The organism is Streptomyces sp. NBC_01439, from assembly GCF_036227605.1.
Taxonomy (GTDB): domain Bacteria; phylum Actinomycetota; class Actinomycetes; order Streptomycetales; family Streptomycetaceae; genus Streptomyces.
Map to the genome: position 1 here is coordinate 7,332,333 of NZ_CP109487.1, position 16,438 is coordinate 7,348,770.

Annotated in this window: 15 protein-coding genes; 8 read left to right on the forward strand and 7 right to left on the reverse strand. The window is 72.6% G+C overall.

Going from position 1 to position 16,438, the window contains the following annotated elements; all coding sequences use genetic code 11:
* Nucleotides 1-14 precede the first annotated feature (14 nt).
* Nucleotides 15-815 (forward strand): chaplin, encoded by an 801-nt coding sequence (locus OG207_RS33395; RefSeq protein WP_329103726.1) that lies wholly within the window; start codon nucleotides 15-17, stop codon nucleotides 813-815.
* Between the two features lie 39 nt (nucleotides 816-854).
* Here the strand turns inward: OG207_RS33395 and OG207_RS33400 are convergent, their stop codons facing one another.
* The gene (locus tag OG207_RS33400) at nucleotides 855-1,043 is read right to left on the reverse strand and encodes a DUF5703 family protein (RefSeq protein WP_030009118.1); all 189 of its coding nucleotides are present in this window, start codon (nucleotides 1,041-1,043) and stop codon (nucleotides 855-857) included.
* A 47-nt stretch (nucleotides 1,044-1,090) separates the two neighbouring features.
* On the opposite strand from OG207_RS33400, the gene OG207_RS33405 reads away from it, so the two are divergent.
* Complete coding sequence (locus OG207_RS33405; RefSeq protein WP_030009117.1) at nucleotides 1,091-1,741, forward strand: hypothetical protein; 651 nt, start codon at nucleotides 1,091-1,093, stop codon at nucleotides 1,739-1,741.
* A 66-nt stretch (nucleotides 1,742-1,807) separates the two neighbouring features.
* Here OG207_RS33405 and OG207_RS33410 read toward each other — a convergent pair whose 3' ends face one another.
* Nucleotides 1,808-4,177 carry an ATP-binding domain-containing protein gene (locus OG207_RS33410; protein WP_329103731.1) on the reverse strand — a complete coding sequence of 790 codons (2,370 nt, stop codon included), beginning with the start codon at nucleotides 4,175-4,177 and terminating at the stop codon, nucleotides 1,808-1,810.
* On the reverse strand, nucleotides 4,174-5,157 hold the full coding sequence (locus tag OG207_RS33415; RefSeq protein WP_329103733.1) for an aldo/keto reductase: 984 nt from the start codon (nucleotides 5,155-5,157) through the stop codon (nucleotides 4,174-4,176). Before OG207_RS33415 ends, OG207_RS33410 begins: the two co-directional genes overlap by 4 nt.
* Before the next feature lie 100 nt (nucleotides 5,158-5,257).
* Here OG207_RS33415 and OG207_RS33420 point away from each other — a divergent pair, with 100 nt between their 5' ends.
* The gene (locus OG207_RS33420) at nucleotides 5,258-6,307 is read left to right on the forward strand and encodes an LLM class F420-dependent oxidoreductase (protein ID WP_329103735.1); all 1,050 of its coding nucleotides are present in this window, start codon (nucleotides 5,258-5,260) and stop codon (nucleotides 6,305-6,307) included.
* Nucleotides 6,308-6,542: 235 nt separating this feature from the next.
* Complete coding sequence (locus OG207_RS33425) at nucleotides 6,543-7,373, forward strand: ferritin-like domain-containing protein (RefSeq protein ID WP_329103736.1); 831 nt, start codon at nucleotides 6,543-6,545, stop codon at nucleotides 7,371-7,373.
* Here the strand turns inward: OG207_RS33425 and corA are convergent.
* The gene (gene corA / locus OG207_RS33430) at nucleotides 7,351-8,343 is read right to left on the reverse strand and encodes a magnesium/cobalt transporter CorA (protein ID WP_329103738.1); all 993 of its coding nucleotides are present in this window, start codon (nucleotides 8,341-8,343) and stop codon (nucleotides 7,351-7,353) included. The genes OG207_RS33425 and corA overlap by 23 nt on opposite strands.
* A 54-nt stretch (nucleotides 8,344-8,397) precedes the next feature.
* Between corA and OG207_RS33435 the strand changes: the two genes are divergently transcribed.
* The 4 genes from OG207_RS33435 (at nucleotide 8,398) to mshC (ending at nucleotide 11,940) form a co-directional block, all read left to right on the forward strand.
* Nucleotides 8,398-9,117, forward strand: a complete 720-nt coding sequence (locus OG207_RS33435; protein ID WP_329103740.1) for a histidine phosphatase family protein — start codon at nucleotides 8,398-8,400, stop codon at nucleotides 9,115-9,117.
* Nucleotides 9,118-9,194: 77 nt separating this feature from the next.
* Nucleotides 9,195-9,785, forward strand: coding sequence for a DUF3090 domain-containing protein (locus OG207_RS33440; RefSeq protein WP_329103742.1), 591 nt, complete (start codon nucleotides 9,195-9,197; stop codon nucleotides 9,783-9,785).
* A complete protein-coding gene (locus OG207_RS33445; RefSeq protein WP_329103744.1) occupies nucleotides 9,749-10,600 on the forward strand; it encodes an SCO1664 family protein in 852 nt (283 codons plus the stop codon). The genes OG207_RS33440 and OG207_RS33445 overlap by 37 nt, the downstream gene beginning before the upstream one ends.
* A 110-nt stretch (nucleotides 10,601-10,710) precedes the next feature.
* Entirely contained in the window at nucleotides 10,711-11,940 is a 1,230-nt protein-coding gene (mshC, locus tag OG207_RS33450; protein WP_329103746.1) for a cysteine--1-D-myo-inosityl 2-amino-2-deoxy-alpha-D-glucopyranoside ligase, read from the forward strand.
* Nucleotides 11,941-12,096: 156 nt separating this feature from the next.
* On the opposite strand, the gene OG207_RS33455 is transcribed toward mshC, so the two are convergent.
* The 3 genes from OG207_RS33455 to glpK form a co-directional block, all read right to left on the reverse strand.
* Nucleotides 12,097-13,095, reverse strand: a complete 999-nt coding sequence (locus OG207_RS33455) for a PAC2 family protein (protein ID WP_329103748.1) — start codon at nucleotides 13,093-13,095, stop codon at nucleotides 12,097-12,099.
* Nucleotides 13,096-13,222: 127 nt separating this feature from the next.
* On the reverse strand, nucleotides 13,223-14,830 hold the full coding sequence (locus tag OG207_RS33460) for a glycerol-3-phosphate dehydrogenase/oxidase (protein WP_329103750.1): 1,608 nt from the start codon (nucleotides 14,828-14,830) through the stop codon (nucleotides 13,223-13,225).
* A 40-nt stretch (nucleotides 14,831-14,870) separates the two neighbouring features.
* Nucleotides 14,871-16,397 (reverse strand): glycerol kinase GlpK, encoded by a 1,527-nt coding sequence (gene glpK / locus OG207_RS33465; protein WP_329103752.1) that lies wholly within the window; start codon nucleotides 16,395-16,397, stop codon nucleotides 14,871-14,873.
* Between the last annotated feature and the right edge of the window lie 41 nt (nucleotides 16,398-16,438).

A 16,438-nucleotide genomic window follows, 5' to 3' on the forward strand; every position in this document is an offset into this window, starting at 1 on the left:
GGGGACGAGTACAGATGCGACGACCGGCACAGGTCACCAGGAAGACCCTGATCACGATGGCGGCGGCGGGGGGTGTCCTCGCGATGGGCGGGGGCTACGCACACGCGGACTCCGCCGCCTCGGGGCACGCCGCGAACTCTCCGGGCCTGCTGTCCGGGAACAACCTGCAGGCGCCCGTGGACGCGCCGGTGAACGCCTGCGGGAACACGATCACGGTGGTGGGAGCTCTCAACCCGGCCTTCGGGAACCACTGCGCCAACGGACCCGGCCACACCAAGCCGAAGCCCCCGAAGCCGCCGAAGCCGCACCACCCGGGCGACGACGAACCGTGCGACGACCACCCGGGCAACCCCGGGAACCCGGGCAACCCGGGCAGCCCGGGTAACCCCGGTAACCCTGGGAACCCCGGTAACCCCGGTAACCCCGGTAACCCTGGGAACCCCGGTAACCCTGGTAACCCTGGTAACCCCGGCAACCCTGGTAACCCCGGGAACCCGGGCAACCCTGGTAACCCCGGGAACCCGGGCAACCCCGGCAACCCTGGTAACCCCGGGAACCCGGGCAACCCCGGCAACCCTGGTAACCCTGGTAACCCCGGGAACCCGGGCAACCCCGGCAACCCTGGTAACCCCGGGAACCCGGGCAACCCCGGTACCGGCACCCCCGTCACGCACCCCGGGCCCGGAACCGGGAGCAACACCCCCGGTCTCGCCGCCACCGGGTCCGGTGACGTGCTCACCGCCGGGCTGCCGCTCGCGGGCGGCCTGCTGCTCGCCGGCACCGTGCTCTACCGGCGGGCCCGCAACGCCGCCTGACGGACGTTCACGGCGCGGGCCCCGTCCCCGGGGCCCGCGTCACCAGGTCGCGCGGACCTGACGGATGATCCGGCGGCGCAGTCGCACACGGCGGCTGCCGTCCCGGTACAGGCTCAGTCGGTCGAGTTCCCAGTTCCCGTACTCGGCATGGTCGGTCAACAGGCGGGTCGCCTCCTTGCGAGGTACACCGCGGGGCACGTACACGTCGACGAATTCGTATTCCGGCATCGCATCTATTGTGCGGGCAGAGCCCTGCTACGGATAGCGTCTGTCCTATGTCTGATGCCGATCTGCCCACTGTTGCCGAGGTACGCGCCGCCGCCGAGGCGGTCAAGGCCGCGCTCGACCGTCACCTCGCCGCGGTCGAGCACAGGATCGGGGACGAGGACCCGGACGTCTACGCCGCGTTCAACGAACTCGCCGCCGCGGCCGAGGTGTACGACGAACTCCTCTACGACCGGTACGACGAGGTCACCCCCTTTGAGATCCCCACGCCCGAGGACGGTGTCCCGTACACCGGCCCCGCCGAGCCCGCCGCCTTCAGCGTGCTCATCCGCCGCGACTACGCCGTGGTCGAACCGGCCCGGCTGATCGCCCAGGCCGAACGGGTCGCCGCGCACGACCGGGACGCCGAATTCGTGGGCGACGGCGGCAGCGCCGACGCGCTGGGCGTCCTCTTCGGGGAGTACGAGCCCGACGAGATCGCCTCCCGCTACAAGGACTTCGGGCTGGAGGAGGGTGACTCCACGCTCTGGATCGCGGCCTCGGAGGAGGTGGCGGAACCGGGGGAGTGGCTGGGCTCGCCCTTCGGGCACATCGACCCGCAGGACGTGCTGCACCGGTTCGACGTCAGCTCCGTCTTCGACGAGGAGGCCGACGAGTTCGACGAGGACGAGGCCGCGGAGCCGGGGCTGACCCCGGCCTGACCCCCGGCCTTGACCCCCACCCCCGATCCGTGGCCCCCGTCCTCCCGGGCGGGGGCCACGGCCGGTTCACTGCGGCTGCTGCGCGCCCGCCGTCGCCAGGGCCGTCAGCAAGCCCGTCAGGCGCGTCGTACGCGGCTTCGCGGGCACCTCGGCCACTGCGTGCGGCAGCGCCTGGTCGACCCCGTGCACCACGGACAGGTGCCGCTCGCCCCGCCCGAACGCCGTGTAGACCCAGTCCCGCGACAGCGCCTGCGCCGCGTCACCTGGCAGTACGACGACCACCGCCGGCCAGCGCGTGCCCACGGCCTGGTGCGCCGTCACCGCCCAGCCGTGCCGCACCCGGGACTCGACGAGCTCCTTCGGCACGACGATCCGTGCGCCCGCCCGGTCCAGGTGCAGGCCCTCGGCGTCGGCCGACACCACCCGGGCCGCCAGCGCCCGTCCGGCCGACGGCACGTGGACGACCCGGTCACCGGGGTCGAAGCCGCCGAAGCGGCCCGGACCGGGGTTCAGGCGCTCCTTCAGGGCGGCGTTCAGCGCCCTGGTGCCCGCCGAGCCGCCGTGGCCTGGGGTGATCACCTGTACGTGGTCCGCCGGGATCCCGAAGGCCCGCGGCACCGATTCCGCCACCAGCTGCACGGCCCGGTGCACGGCTTCCCCGGCGTCCTTCACCGGAACGATGACGACCTCCTTGCCCGGGGCGTCCACCTGGTTGAGCTCCCCGATGCCGATCCCGGAGACGAGCTCGCCGAGGGGGCCCGGGTCGGGGGTGCGGGAGATCGACTGCGGGCAGGTACGGGCCGCCAGCACATCGGCGAACACCCGCCCGGCCCCGGCCGACCCGAGCACGCCGGGGTCCCCGGAGAGCACCAGCCGGGCCCCGTCCGGGACGGACTCCACCAGGGCGGCCGCGGTCTCCACGTCCAGCTGCGGCGCGTCCAGCACCACCAGCAGGTCCAGCGCGAACTGGCCGTCCGCGTCCCGCCCGGGCCCCTCGGCGCCGGACAGCAGCCCGGCCACGGTCACCGGGTCCGGGCCGCCGCCGGGGGCGTGCGCGGCCACGCAGACCCGTAGGCCCAGCTCCCGGGCCGCGACGGCCAGGGCGACCGGTTCGGCACGGGCGGCCTCGCCACCGGTGTGGGTGACCAGGCCGTGGCCCGCGACCGCGCGGATCAGCTCGGCGGCGGAGGGACTCGGCGCGGACCCGGCGGCCCGCTCCCAGTCCCCGGGGGCGTCGAAGGTGCCGGCGGCCAGCCGGGCCAGGCCGTCGGCCAGGCTCTCCTCGGCCATGGCGGCACCCTCCAGGCCCACGAGCAACCGAACGGGCTGCGCTGCGTCCTCGGCGTCTTCGGTGTCCTTGGCGTCCGCGCCGACCGGCGGCCCCAGGGGCTCGTGGAAGACCAGCACCGAGCCCTCGGCGATGGCCTGTTCCAGCGCCTCGGTCGGATCCGGTACGCCGTACTGGGTCAGGGCCTTCTCCAGCACCGGGGCCTCCAGGGCGGTGTGGCCCTTCAGCCCCGCCTGGGCCAGCAGCCAGCCCACCAGGACGGTCGTGCGGCGCTCGTCCCCGGGACCCGCTTCGGGGCCCAGCAGGGTCCGGGCGAAGCCGTCGGCCTGGGCCGGACGTACGGCGGGGAGCGCCAGCAGCCGCCAGGGGTTCTCGGTGAGCTGCCCGGCGGCGTCCTCGCCCAGGGCCGCCGCGGCGCTGGCCGCCAGGGCCTCGGGGGCGCCACCGCGGGCCAGTACCGCCCGTACGCCCTCGACGCTGTCGGCGGAGGGCGCGGGCGCGGCCGCCACGGCCGGGGTGACGGGGCGCGGTGCCGGGGGCGCGGCGGGTGCCTTGCGGGGCGTGGCCGGGGCCTCGTCGAAGTACACGGCGGAGGGCTTCGCACCGCTCTCCACGGCCCGGACGGCGGCCAGCAGGTCGGCTGCCCTCCCGCTCAGCTTCGCACCGGCCTCGACGGGCGCCTCCCGCTCGGCCTTGCGTCGGGCGATCCGCTCCCGCTCGATCTTCTGGGCGGCCAGTTCGGCCTGGGCCTCGGAGAGCGCGGGCGTCACCTGGGCCTCGGCGGCCGGCTCGGCGGTGCCCTCGGGGTCGGCCCCGGGATCGGCGTCGGCCTCGGCTTCGGATCCGGCCGCGTCATCGGCTGCCGCAGGGGCGGTCTCCGGGCCGGTCCCGGCCTCGGGCCCTGCGGGGCTCTCCCCCACCCCGCCCCTTCCCGAAACCGAGGGCTCCGCCCCCGGGCCCCCGTCTTCGCCCGCGGCGACCCCGTCGTCCTCGGCACCGCCCGCATCCGCCTCGGACCCGGCGTCCGCCCGCCCGGGCTCGGGAGCGGCTTCGGGGGCCGCTTCCGGTTCGGCGGCTGCGGACGGGTCGGCCTCCGGGGCGGCCGGGTCCTCCGCGGCAGCGGTGTCGGCCTGAGGGTCCGTACTCACAGCGTGCTCCAGTCCTGATCGGGGTAGCGGTGCACCGGAGCCGAAACATCGTCCAGCGCCCGGCAGATCTCCTCCGGAAGACTAAGGGCCTCCACCGACAGTGCCGCCCCGAGCTGCGCGGACGTCCGCGCGCCGACGATCGGCGCCACCACCCCCGGCCGGTCCCGGATCCACGCCAGGGCCACCTGGAGCGGGGTCACGGCCAGGCCCTGGGCCGCCGTCGCCACCGCGTCCACGATCCGCCCCGCCGCCTCGTCGAGGTACGGGTCCACCAGAGCGGCCAGCGCCTCCGAGGCGCCCCGGGAGTCGGCCGGGGTGCCGTCCCGGTACTTGCCCGTCAGCACCCCGCGGCCCAGCGGCGAGGAGGGCAGCAGGCCGATCCCGAGGTCCAGCGCGGCCGGCAGCACCTCGCGCTCGACCCCCCGCTGGAGCAGGGAGTACTCCATCTGCGTCGAGGCGATCCGGGTGCGCACCCCGGGGGCCGCGAGCTGCCAGGTCGCCGCCTTCGCCAGCTGCCAGCCGCAGAAGCCCGCCAGTCCCGCGTACCGGGCCCGGCCGCTGCTCACCGCCAGGTCCAGCGCCTGCAGGGTCTCCTCCAGCGGGGTCGCGGGGTCGAACGCGTGCACCTGCCACAGATCGACGTAGTCGGTGCCCAGCCGGTCCAGCGAGGCGTCGAGGGCGGCGAGCAGGTGCCCGCGCGAGCCGTCGAACCTGCGGTCCGGGTCAGGAACGCTGCCCGCCTTGGTCGCGATCACCAGGTCCCGGCGCGGGACGAGCCCGCCCACCAGCCGCCCGAGGAGGTACTCCGCCTCGCCGCCGCCGTAGGCGTCGGCGGTGTCGACGAGCGTTCCGCCCGCCTCCCAGAACGTCTTCACCTGCTCGGCGGCGGCGTCCTCACCGGTGTCGCGGCCCCAGGTGAGGGTGCCGAGGCCGATCCGGGAGACGCGCAGTCCGGTGCGGCCGAGATGCCTCTGCTCCATGAGCGCTGAGACTACTGGGGCGCTGACGCGGAGGACCTTGGCGCGCTACAGTCCCCGCACACCAACGTTACTGATCGGTAAACCGGTAAGGGGACGATACATGCGGCTCGGCATCAATCTTGGTTACTGGGGCGCGGGCATGGACGCCGACAACCTCGCCGTCGCCCAGGAGGCCGACCGCCTGGGTTACGACGTCTGCTGGGCCGCCGAGGCCTACGGCTCCGACGCCCCGACCGTGCTCGCCTGGGTCGCCGCCCAGACCGAGCGCATCGACGTCGGCTCGGCGATCATGCAGATCCCGGCCCGTCAGCCCGCCATGACCGCCATGACGGCGGCCACCCTCGACTCGCTCACCAAGGGCCGCTTCCGGCTCGGCCTCGGCGTCTCCGGACCCCAGGTCTCCGAGGGCTGGTACGGCGTCAAGTTCGACAAGCCGCTGGCCCGCACCCGCGAGTACGTGGAGATCGTCCGCAAGGCCATGAGCCGGGAGCGGCTCTCCTACGACGGCGAGCACTGGACCCTGCCGCTGCCGGACGGCCCGGGCAAGCCGATCAAGCTGACCGTGCACCCCGAGCGCGAGCACATCCCGCTCTACATCGCCGCCATCGGCCCCAAGAACCTGGAGCAGACCGGCGAGATCGCCGACGGCGCCCTGCTGATCTTCCCGGCCGCCGAGCACCTGGAAGCCACCGCCCTCACGCACATCCGGGCGGGCCGCGAGAAGGCCGGGCTGACCATGGAGGGCTTCGACGTCTGTCCGACCGTGCCGCTGGCCCTCGGCGAGGACGTGAACGCGCTCGCGGACATGTTCCGCCCCTACACCGCCCTGTACGTGGGCGGCATGGGCAGCCGGAAGCAGAACTTCTACAACCAGCTGGCCCAGCGCATGGGCTACGAGAAGGAAGCCGCCGAGATCCAGGACAAGTACCTGTCGGGAGACAAGAACGGCGCCGCCGCGGCCGTGCCGCACTCGCTGATCGACTCGACCACCCTGCTCGGCCCGGTCGCGCGGATCGCCGACGGGATGCGGGCCTACGCGGAGGCCGGGGTCACCACCCTCACGCTCGCCCCGGCCGGGTTCACCCTGGACGAGCGGATCGCGGCCCTGCGCGCCGGTACCGAGGCGATGGAGCTGGCGGGCCTGGCCTGATCGCCCCCCGCCCGACCGGCTGATCCGGTGCCGGCGGGCGGACGCCGGCACCGGTGGACGCCTTCGCGGCCGTGGTGGGGGCTCGGGGGTCTTCCCCGCCACGGCCGACACAGCGAACAACGCCGGGAACGCCCACCGGGTTACGCACGGCGGCCCACCCCCCGATTTCGTTCATTCGGACGAGTAGTGCGACCCATCGGTTGCCCGCCCCGCCCACCGGAGTTTGACTCGTTCCATGCTCTCTGCCCGCAGCCTGTTCCAGGAGATCGTGGACAACGACGACTCCTTCCAGCTGTTCTGCTCCATCGCCGCCAGCGGGGAGACCCAGGGCGGCTGGGAGAACGCCCGCATCGCGGCCCTGGTGCCGGACGGCATGCGCCACCTCGCGCCCAAGATCACCCGGCACGGCGCCGACGAGGACAAGCACGGCCGGATCTTCAACGCGCTGCTCCGCAAGCGGGGCCTGCCCGCCGTCCCGGTACCCCCCGAGACCGACTACACCATGCTGCTGGAGCGCCGCGGCATCGGCCTCGCCCACGAGAAGCTGCGCCGCGAGGTGGCGCTGAGCGAGGAGGACATCGTCGTCTACCTCGCGCACAGCCGCGTCACCGAACAGCGTGCCGCCGACCAGATGGACATGCTGGTCAAGTACTTCGGCGACCACCCCGAGGTGGGCAAGGCGATCCACCTGATCAGCCACGACGAGGACAACCACCTCGCCTACTGCCACGAGGAACTGCTGCGCCTGGCCCGCTCCGGCTACGGCCGGACCATCCAGCGGGTGCTCCGCGAGAGCGCGCTCGCCGAGATCTCCGTCTACCGCGACGTGAGCCTCGCCGTCATGAGCCACATGGGACGGCTGCTGCACTGGCCGGCCCCGAAAGCGGCCTCGCTGGCCGCCGGCATCCGGGCGATGTACGCGTACGAGCGGTTCAGCGGCTGGCACCGGATGGTGAACCTGCGACTGCCCGAGCGCCTGGACGCCCTCGGCGGCGCACCGGGCGCCGCGGCCGGGCCCGCCCACGCCCCGCGCGAGAGGGAGCTCAGAGCCAGCCCCGGCGCTTGAACATCCGGTGCAGGCCCACGCACGCACCCGCCATGACCACCAGCACCGCCGGGTAGCCCCAGGCGTGCCGCAGCTCCGGCATGTGGTCGAAGTTCATCCCGTAGATCCCCGCCACCATCGTCGGGACGGCCGCCATCGCCGCCCAGGCCGAAATCTTGCGCATGTCGTCGTTCTGCCGCAGGCCCATTTGCGCGAGGTGCGCGGCGAGCGCGTCCGACAGCAGCCGGTCCAGGCCCTCGATGTATTCGTTCGCCTTGGTCAAGTGGTCGGCGACATCGCGGAAGAACGGCTGCGCGTGCTCGTGGACGAAGGGGACCTCCCCGAAGGCGAGGCGGTCCATCGGCTGGAGCAGTGGGCTCGTCGCCCGCCGGAACTCCAGCACCTGCCGCTTGAAACCGTAGATCCGGGCGGCGGTGTTCTTGGTGTCCGAGGCGTTCGGGGCGAAGACCTCGGCCTCCAGCTCCTCCAGGTCCGCCTGCAGCTCGGCCGCCACCTCGATGTAGTGGTCGACCACCGCGTCGGACACCGCGTACAGCACCGCCGTCGGGCCGTGCCGCAGCACGTCCGGCTCCTGTTCCAGCCGGTGGCGCACGGCCGCCAGCGGGGCCCCCACACCGTGCCGGACCGTGACGACGAACGAGTCCCCTATGAACACCATCAGCTCGCCCGCGGTCACCGTGTCCGCGTCCTCGTCGTACAGCACCGGCTTGAGGACGACGAACAGCGAATCGTCGTACACCTCCAGCTTCGGGCGCTGGTGCGCGGTCAGCGCGTCCTCCACTGCCAGCGGATGCAGGCCGAACTCCTGGCTGACGTGGTCGAATTCCTTCGCGGTCGGCTCGTGCATGCCGATCCACAAGAAGGCGTCACCGGCCGCCCGGGCCTCGTCGAGGGCGTCCGAGAAATCGTCCGGCCCCTCGGTGCGGCGGCCGTCCCGGTAAATCGCGCAGTCCACAATCACGCCGGGCATTCTTCCCTGCCCACGGCCCGCCCGCACACGTGCGGCAGCGCATACGCTGGCCCCATGGCCACGCTGATCCTCGTACGACACGGGCGGTCCACCGCCAACACCGCTGGGCTGCTCGCCGGATGGACCCCCGGAGTGGCCCTCGACGAGCGCGGCGCGGAGCAGGCCGCCGCGCTGCCCGGCCGGCTGGCGGGGGTGCCGCTCGCCGCCGCCGTCACCAGCCCGCTGCAGCGCTGCCGGGACACCCTCGCACCCCTGATGGCCGCCCGGCCGGAGCTGGAACTGCACACCGACGAGCGGATCGGCGAGTGCCACTACGGCGATTGGTCGGGCCGCAAACTGTCCGAGCTCTCCGACGAACCGCTGATGAAGATCGTCCAGCAGCACCCGTCGGCCGCAGCCTTCCCCGGCGGCGAGTCCATGCGGGCCATGCAGGCGCGCGCCGTGGACGCCGTACGCGACTGGGACGCGCGGATCGAGCAGGAGCACGGCAGCGACGCCGTCTTCCTGATGTGCTCGCACGGCGACATCATCAAGTCCCTGGTCGCGGACGCCCTGGGCATGCACCTGGACCTCTTCCAGCGCATCCACGTCGACCCCTGCTCGGTGACGGCCGTCCGGTACACCGCCACCCGGCCCTTCGTGTTCCGGCTCGGCGACACCGGGGACCTCGGCCCGCTCGTCCGGCGCCCCGCCGCACCCGAGAGCGTCGCCTCCGACAAGGACACCGAAGACGCGGGGAACGCCGTCGTGGGAGGCGGCGCGGGCGCGGCTTGATCGCCCGGCGCAGTAGGGTGGACGGGCCAACACAAGGGCGCAGACCTGCCCCTGCCGCCGAGACTTGGAGACTGGACGTGCCCCGTCAGGTGTTCCTCTACGACCCCCCGGACCGCTTCGTGGCCGGCACGGTCGGTCTGCCGGGACGCCGTACGTTCTTCCTGCAGGCCTCCGCCGGCCCCCGCGTCACCAGCGTCTCCCTGGAGAAGACCCAGGTAGCGGCGCTCGCCGAGCGGATGGACGAGCTGCTGGACGAGGTCGTACGGCGGACCGGCGGCAACGCGCCGGTCCCGGCCGTCGCCCCCGCCGAGGCCGCCGACACCGCGCCGCTGGACGTCCCGGTCGACGAGGAGTTCCGCGTCGGCACCATGGCCCTGGCCTGGGACGGCGAGGAGCAGCGCATGATCGTCGAGGCCCAGGCGCTCGTCGAGCTCGACGCGGACTCCGACGAAGACCTCGCCGAGGCCGAGGAGCGGCTCCTCCAGGACGAGGAGAACGGCCCGCCGATGCTGCGGGTCCGCCTCACCGGCTCCCAGGCCCGGGCCTTCGCCAAACGGGCCCTGGACGTCGTCAACGCCGGCCGCCCGCCGTGCCCGCTGTGCAGCCTCCCGCTGGACCCGGAGGGGCACGTGTGCCCGCGCCAGAACGGCTACCGGCGCCAGGCGTGAGGGACACGGGGGAGAAGATGGAGGAACTGCTCGCCCGGGGCGAGCTCACCGTCATAGGCCGGATCCGCGACGCGTCCAACGCCGTCCTGCTGTGCAGCGTCACGCACGGGGACGTGAGCGCCGACTGCGTCTACAAGCCGGTCAAGGGCGAGCGGCCGCTGTGGGACTTCCCCGACGGGAACCTCGCCCGCCGGGAGGTCGCCGCCTACCTGATCTCCGAGGCCACCGGATGGGGCCTGGTCCCCGCCACCGTGCTGCGCGACGGACCGTACGGCGAGGGCATGGTCCAGCAGTGGATCGACGCCGAGCAGCCGGACGAGGACGCCCCGCTGGGAGCGCTCCTCGGACTCGTCGACGGCGAGGAGGCAGGGGAGGGCTGGAAGGCCGTCGCCCTCGCCGAGGTCGGCGAAGGCCGCACCGCGCTGCTCGTGCACGCCGACGACCCCCGACTGCGCCGGCTCGCCGTACTCGACGCCGTGATCAACAACGGCGACCGCAAGGGCGGCCACCTGCTGCCCGCGCCCGACGGCCGGCTCTACGGCATCGACCACGGCGTGACCTTCCACGCCGAGGACAAGCTGCGCACCCTCCTGTGGGGCTGGGCGGGCGAGCCGCTGACCGACGAGGCGCGCGAGGTGCTGGCCGCGCTCGCCGACGGGCTGGCCGAGGGGGCCCCGCTCGCCACCCGGCTGGCCGCACTGATCACGCCGGTCGAGCTGGCCGCCGTACGGGACCGGGTGGGGCACCTGCTGCGCACCGGAACCCACCCCCGGCCGTCCGGGCAGTGGCCGTCGATCCCCTGGCCACCGGTCTGAATCAGCCATTGGTCGTACGCACAGAATCGGCCAGACCGCAAGAGTGCCGATCAAGACAACAGTGCAGGTCCAGTTCGTTTCCGGAACATCCGTCCGGTTAGGCTCGAGACATGCATGCCTGGCCCGCTTCTGAGGTCCCCGCCCTTCCTGGCAAGGGCCGCGACCTCCAGATCCACGACACCGCGACCCAGGGGACGATCACCCTCGCCCCCGGTCCCGTCGCCCGTATCTACGTCTGCGGCATCACTCCGTACGACGCGACCCACATCGGTCACGCGGCGACCTACAACGCGTTCGACCTCGTACAACGCGTGTGGCTCGACACCAAGCGGCAGGTCCACTACGTCCAGAACGTCACGGACGTGGACGACCCGCTCCTGGAGCGGGCGCTGCGCGACAACCAGGACTGGACCGAGCTGGCGGAGCGCGAGACCGCACTCTTCCGCGAGGACATGACGGCCCTGCGGATGCTCCCCCCGCAGCACTACATCGGAGCCGTCGAGGCCATACCCGGCATCGTGCCGCTGGTCGAGCGGCTGAGGGACGCGGGCGCGGCGTACGAGCTCGAGGGCGACACCTACTTCTCGGTCGAGGCCGACCCGCACTTCGGCGGGGTCTCCCACCTCGACGCCGAGGCGATGCGGCTGCTCTCGGCCGAGCGGGGCGGCGACCCCGACCGGCCCGGGAAGAAGAACCCGCTGGACCCGATGCTGTGGATGGCCGCGCGTCCGGGCGAGCCGAGCTGGGACGGCGGCTCGCTGGGCCGCGGCCGGCCGGGCTGGCACATCGAGTGCGTGGCGATCGCCCTGGACCACCTGGGCATGGGCTTCGACATCCAGGGCGGCGGCTCCGACCTGGCGTTCCCGCACCACGAGATGGGTGCGTCGCACGCGCAGGCGCTGACGGGCGAGTTCCCGATGGCCAAGGCGTACGTCCACGCGGGCATGGTGGCACTGCACGGCGAGAAGATGTCGAAGTCGAAGGGCAACCTCGTCTTCGTATCGGCGCTGCGCCGCGCCGGGGTGGACCCGGCGGCGATCCGCCTGGCCCTGCTCTCGCACCACTACCGGGCCGACTGGGAGTGGACGGAGGCCGTCCTCGACGAGGCCGTGGCCCGGCTGGAGCGCTGGCGCGCGGCCGTGTCCCGGCCGGACGGCATCCCGGCGGACGCCGTGCTCGAAGAGGTCCGCGAAGCCCTGGCGAACGACCTGGACGCCCCTGCGGCGCTGGCGGCCGTGGACCGCTGGGTGGAGCTCCAGAACGCCACCGACGGCGACGACGAGTCTGCCCCGGGCCTGGTCTCCCGCACGGTGGACGCCCTCCTGGGCGTGGCGCTGTAACCCGGCCGCAGCGACACCGATGCCCCTGGCCCACCGGGCCGGGGGCATCTCCCTTTCCGCCGTCGGACGGGGACGCGCCGGCCGCTGCGCGGAGCTTCCCCCACCCCGCCCCTTCCCGAAACCGGGCAGCGCCCGGGAGACGGCGGGAGGGCGCGCCTACGCGTCCGGGGCGTCGTCCTCGCCGGGGGACGGGGCGGCCGGCGGCTCGGGATCCTCCCCGGAGGGGTCCGGCTTGCGCTTCGGGGGACGGGGGAGGCCCCCGGTCGTGTCCCGCAGGTAGGAGCCGTCGCCCGGCTCCGCCGCCGGGCCCGCCGCCGGGTCGCGCCGCCGCAGGTACCGCTCGAACTCCCGCGCGATCGCGTCCCCCGAGGCCTCCGGCAGGTCGGCCGTGTCCCGCGCCTCCTCCAGCGTCTGGACGTACTCCGCCACCTCGCTGTCCTCGGCGGCCAGTTGGTCCACGCCCAACTGCCACGCCCGGGCGTCCTCCGGCAGTTCGCCCAGCGGGATCCGGATGTCGATCAGATCCTCGAGCCGGTTCAGCAGGGCCAGCGTCGCCTTCGGGTTCGGCGGCTGGGAGACGTAGTGCGGCACCGCCGCCCACAAGGACACCGCCGGGACGCCCGCGTGCGTACACGCCTCCTGCAAGATGCCCACGATGCCCGTCGGGCCCTCGTACTTGGTCTCCTCCAGGTCCATCGTCCGCGCCAGGTCCGCGTCCGATGTGACCCCGCTCACCGGCACCGGCCGGGTGTGCGGGGTGTCCCCGAGCAGCGCGCCCAGGATGACCACCATCTCCACGCCCAGCTCGTGCGCGAAACCGAGGATCTCGTTGCAGAACGACCGCCACCGCATGGACGGTTCGATGCCCCGGACCAGCACCAGGTCCCGCGGCTTGGCACCGCCGATCCGGACCACCGACAGTCGCGTCGTCGGCCACGTGATCTTCCGTACCCCGTTGTCCAGCCATACCGTCGGCCGGTTGACCTGGAAGTCGTAGTAGTCCTCGGCGTCGAGCGCCGCGAAGACCTCGCCCTTCCACTCCCGGTCCAGGTGTGCGACCGCACCGGAGGCCGCGTCACCCGCGTCGTTCCAGCCCTCGAACGCGGCCACCATGACCGGGTCGATCAGCTCGGGCACGCCCTCAAGCTCGATCACCCAGGTCTCCTTCCGAAGTTCCCTTGCGTACGTGGGTCAGCCTAAGCCTTGATGAGGCACCGGCCACAGCCCACGACAGAGGGGCGGTTCCCCTCGGAACCGCCCCTCTTCCCCACCTGCGCAAGAGCTATGCCTTGCGGGCCAGCATCTCCTCGACCCGGGCCTTCACGGAGTCGTCGTCCAGGCCGCGGATCGTCACCGTCGTACGGCGGCGCAGCACGTCGTCGACCGTCTCGGCCCACTCGTTGTCACGGGCGTAGGCGACCTGCGCCCAGATCTCCGGACCGTCCGGGTGGATCCGCTCGGCCAGCGCGGGGTCCTCGTTCGCGATGCGCGCGATGTCGAAGGCCAGCGAGCCGTAGTGGGAAGCCAGGTGGCGGGCCGTCAGCGGGTCCATCCGCGTCCCCGGCTCCCGGTCCACCAGCAGTCGGTGCGCGACCGCGTTCGGGTTGGCGACGCCGGGCAGCGCGATCCGGCGCACCAGCGACTTCACCGGCTCCATGTCCTCGGTCAGCGGGCTGCCCGGGAGCTTCGCCAGCTTGTCCATGACCACACGGCCAATGTGGCGGTACGTCGTCCACTTGCCGCCGGCCACCGACAGCATGCCGCCGGCGCCCTCGGAGACGACCGTCTCGCGCTTGGCCTTCTCGACGCCGCCGGGGCCGCCGGGCAGCACCCGCAGGCCCGCGAAGGCGTACGTCATCAGCGAGCGGTCCAGGTCCGCGTCCTTCACCGAGAAGGCCGCCTCGTCCAGGATCTGCGTGATGTCGGACTCGGTGGCGCGCACGTCCGCCGGGTCGCCCTCGTACACCTCGTCGGTGGTGCCGAGCAGCAGCTGGTCCTCCCACGGGAGGGCGAAGGTGATGCGGTACTTGTCGATCGGGGTGGCCATGGCGGCCTTCCACGGCGACTTGCGCTTCATGACGATGTGCGCGCCCTTGGAGAGGCGGATCGACGGCATGGAGTGCTTGTCTTCCATGCGCCGCAGGTGGTCCACCCACGGGCCGGTGGCGTTGAGCACGACGCGCGCGTCGACCCCGAACTCGGTGCCGTCGAGACGGTCCTTGAGCTCGGCGCCGGTGACCCGGCCGCGCGTCTTGCGTAGTCCGGTGACCTCGGCGTGGTTCAGGACGACCGCGCCCGACTCGACGGCCGCACGGACCGTCATGACGGCGACGCGGGAGTCGTTCATCTGGTGGTCGTAGTAGACCGCCACGGCCTTGAGGTTGTCCGTCTTCAGACCAGGGTTGTCGGCGACGGCACGGGCCGGGGATATGACCTTGCCCATGCCGTCGCCGAAGGCCGAGAGGGCGGAGTAGGCGAAGACGCCCGCGCCCAGCTTGGCCGCACCCACCGGACCGCCCTTGTAGACCGGCAGGTAGAAGGTGAGCGGGTTGACCAGGTGCGGGGCCACGTCCTTGGCCAGCACCCGCCGCTCGTGGTGGTTCTCCGCGACCAGCTTGACCGCGCCGGTCTGCAGGTAGCGCAGGCCACCGTGGACGAGCTTGGAGGAGGCCGAGGAGGTGGCGCCGGCGAAGTCGCCGGCGTCCACCATGGCAACCCGCAGGCCCGACTGCGCGGCGTGCCACGCCACGGAGGTACCCAGGATTCCACCACCGATGACCAGCAGGTCGTACGTGGCCTTCGACAGCTGCTCACGGGTCTGTGCGCGGCTGACGTTGGCACCGGCGGTCGGGTGCGTGCCCAGTGCGGTCACGCTCTGCAGGCTGCTCATATCTCTCTTAGCTCCTCGTCGATTGACTCAGCTGGTGCGGTCAGCTGGCGTCTTCGTCGTCGACCCAGCCCATGGAACGCTCCACGGCCTTGAGCCAGCTCTTGTACTCGCGGTCCCGCTGGTCGGCGGGCATCCGCGGGGTCCACTCCGCCGCGCGGCGCCAGTTGGCGCGCAGGGCGTCGGTGTCGGGCCAGAAGCCGACGGCCAGGCCGGCGGCGTAGGCGGCGCCGAGGCAGGTGGTCTCGGCGACCATCGGGCGCACCACGGGGGCGTCCAGGAAGTCCGAGAGCGTCTGCATCAGCAGGTTGTTGGAGGTCATGCCGCCGTCGACCTTGAGGGCGGCGAGCTCGACGCCCGAGTCCTTGGTCATGGCGTCGGTGATCTCGCGGGTCTGCCAGGCGGTGGCCTCCAGGACGGCACGGGCGATGTGCGCCTTGGTGACGTACCGGGTGAGGCCGGCGATCACACCGCGGGCGTCGGAGCGCCAGTACGGGGCGAAGAGGCCGGAGAAGGCCGGCACGAAGTAGGCGCCGCCGTTGTCCTCGACCGAGGAGGCCAGGGTCTCGATCTCGGCCGCGGACTTGATCAGGCCCATCTGGTCGCGCATCCACTGGACGAGCGAGCCGGTGACGGCGATGGAGCCCTCCAGCGCGTAGACCGGCTTCTGGTCGCCGATCTGGTAGCCGACCGTGGTCAGCAGGCCGCTGTAGGAGTTGATGACCTTGTCGCCGGTGTTCATCAGCATGAACGTTCCGGTGCCGTAGGTGGACTTCGCCTCGCCCTCGGCGAAACAGGTCTGGCCGAAGAGGGCGGCCTGCTGGTCACCGAGCGCCGAGGCGACCGGGACACCGGCGAGGACGCCGTCCTTGACGTGGCCGTAGACCTCGGCGGAGGACTTGATCTCGGGGAGGACGTTGAGCGGGACGCCCATCGACTCGGCGATCTTCTCGTCCCAGGCCAGGCTGTGCAGGTTCATCAGCATGGTGCGCGAGGCGTTGGTGACGTCGGTGACGTGCACACCGCCCTGGGCGCCGCCGGTGAGGTTCCAGATGACCCACGAGTCCATGGTGCCGAAGAGGATGTCGCCGGCCTCGGCGCGCTCGCGCAGGCCCTCGACGTTGTCGAGCAGCCAGCGGACCTTCGGGCCCGCGAAGTAGCTCGCCAGCGGCAGGCCGGTCTCGCGGCGGAAGCGGTCCTGGCCGACGTTGCGGCCGAGCTCCTTGCACAGGGCGTCGGTGCGGGTGTCCTGCCAGACCAGTGCGTTGTGCACCGGCTCGCCGGTGTGGCGGTCCCACAGGACCGTGGTCTCGCGCTGGTTGGTGATGCCGACGGCCTTGACGTCCGCGGCGGTGATCTCCGCCTTGGCGATCGCTCCGGCGACGACCTCCTGGACGTTGGTCCAGATCTCGGTCGCGTCGTGCTCGACCCAGCCCGGCTTCGGGAAGATCTGCTCGTGCTCCTTCTGGTCGACGGCGACGATACGGCCGTCGCGGTCGAAGACGATGCAGCGGGAGGAGGTGGTGCCCTGATCGATCGCGGCGATGAAGGGACCGGTGCTGGTGGTCATGTTGGCTGCTCCTGGCAGGTCGGGTGAGTAGGCGGAATCAG

Excerpts from the sequence above, each read along its gene's own strand:
- OG207_RS33460 (WP_329103750.1), bottom strand. The coding sequence starts at position 14,830 with ATGAGCAGCCTGCAGAGCGTGACCGCACTGGGCACGCACCCGACCGCC.
- mshC (WP_329103746.1), top strand. The coding sequence starts at position 10,711 with ATGCATGCCTGGCCCGCTTCTGAGGTCCCCGCCCTTCCTGGCAAGGGC.
- OG207_RS33415 (WP_329103733.1), bottom strand. The coding sequence starts at position 5,157 with ATGGAGCAGAGGCATCTCGGCCGCACCGGACTGCGCGTCTCCCGGATC.
- OG207_RS33400 (WP_030009118.1), bottom strand. The coding sequence starts at position 1,043 with ATGCCGGAATACGAATTCGTCGACGTGTACGTGCCCCGCGGTGTACCT.
- OG207_RS33425 (WP_329103736.1), top strand. The coding sequence starts at position 6,543 with ATGCTCTCTGCCCGCAGCCTGTTCCAGGAGATCGTGGACAACGACGAC.
- glpK (WP_329103752.1), bottom strand. The coding sequence starts at position 16,397 with ATGACCACCAGCACCGGTCCCTTCATCGCCGCGATCGATCAGGGCACC.
- OG207_RS33420 (WP_329103735.1), top strand. The coding sequence starts at position 5,258 with ATGCGGCTCGGCATCAATCTTGGTTACTGGGGCGCGGGCATGGACGCC.
- corA (WP_329103738.1), bottom strand. The coding sequence starts at position 8,343 with ATGCCCGGCGTGATTGTGGACTGCGCGATTTACCGGGACGGCCGCCGC.
- OG207_RS33405 (WP_030009117.1), top strand. The coding sequence starts at position 1,091 with ATGTCTGATGCCGATCTGCCCACTGTTGCCGAGGTACGCGCCGCCGCC.
- OG207_RS33395 (WP_329103726.1), top strand. The coding sequence starts at position 15 with ATGCGACGACCGGCACAGGTCACCAGGAAGACCCTGATCACGATGGCG.
- OG207_RS33435 (WP_329103740.1), top strand. The coding sequence starts at position 8,398 with ATGGCCACGCTGATCCTCGTACGACACGGGCGGTCCACCGCCAACACC.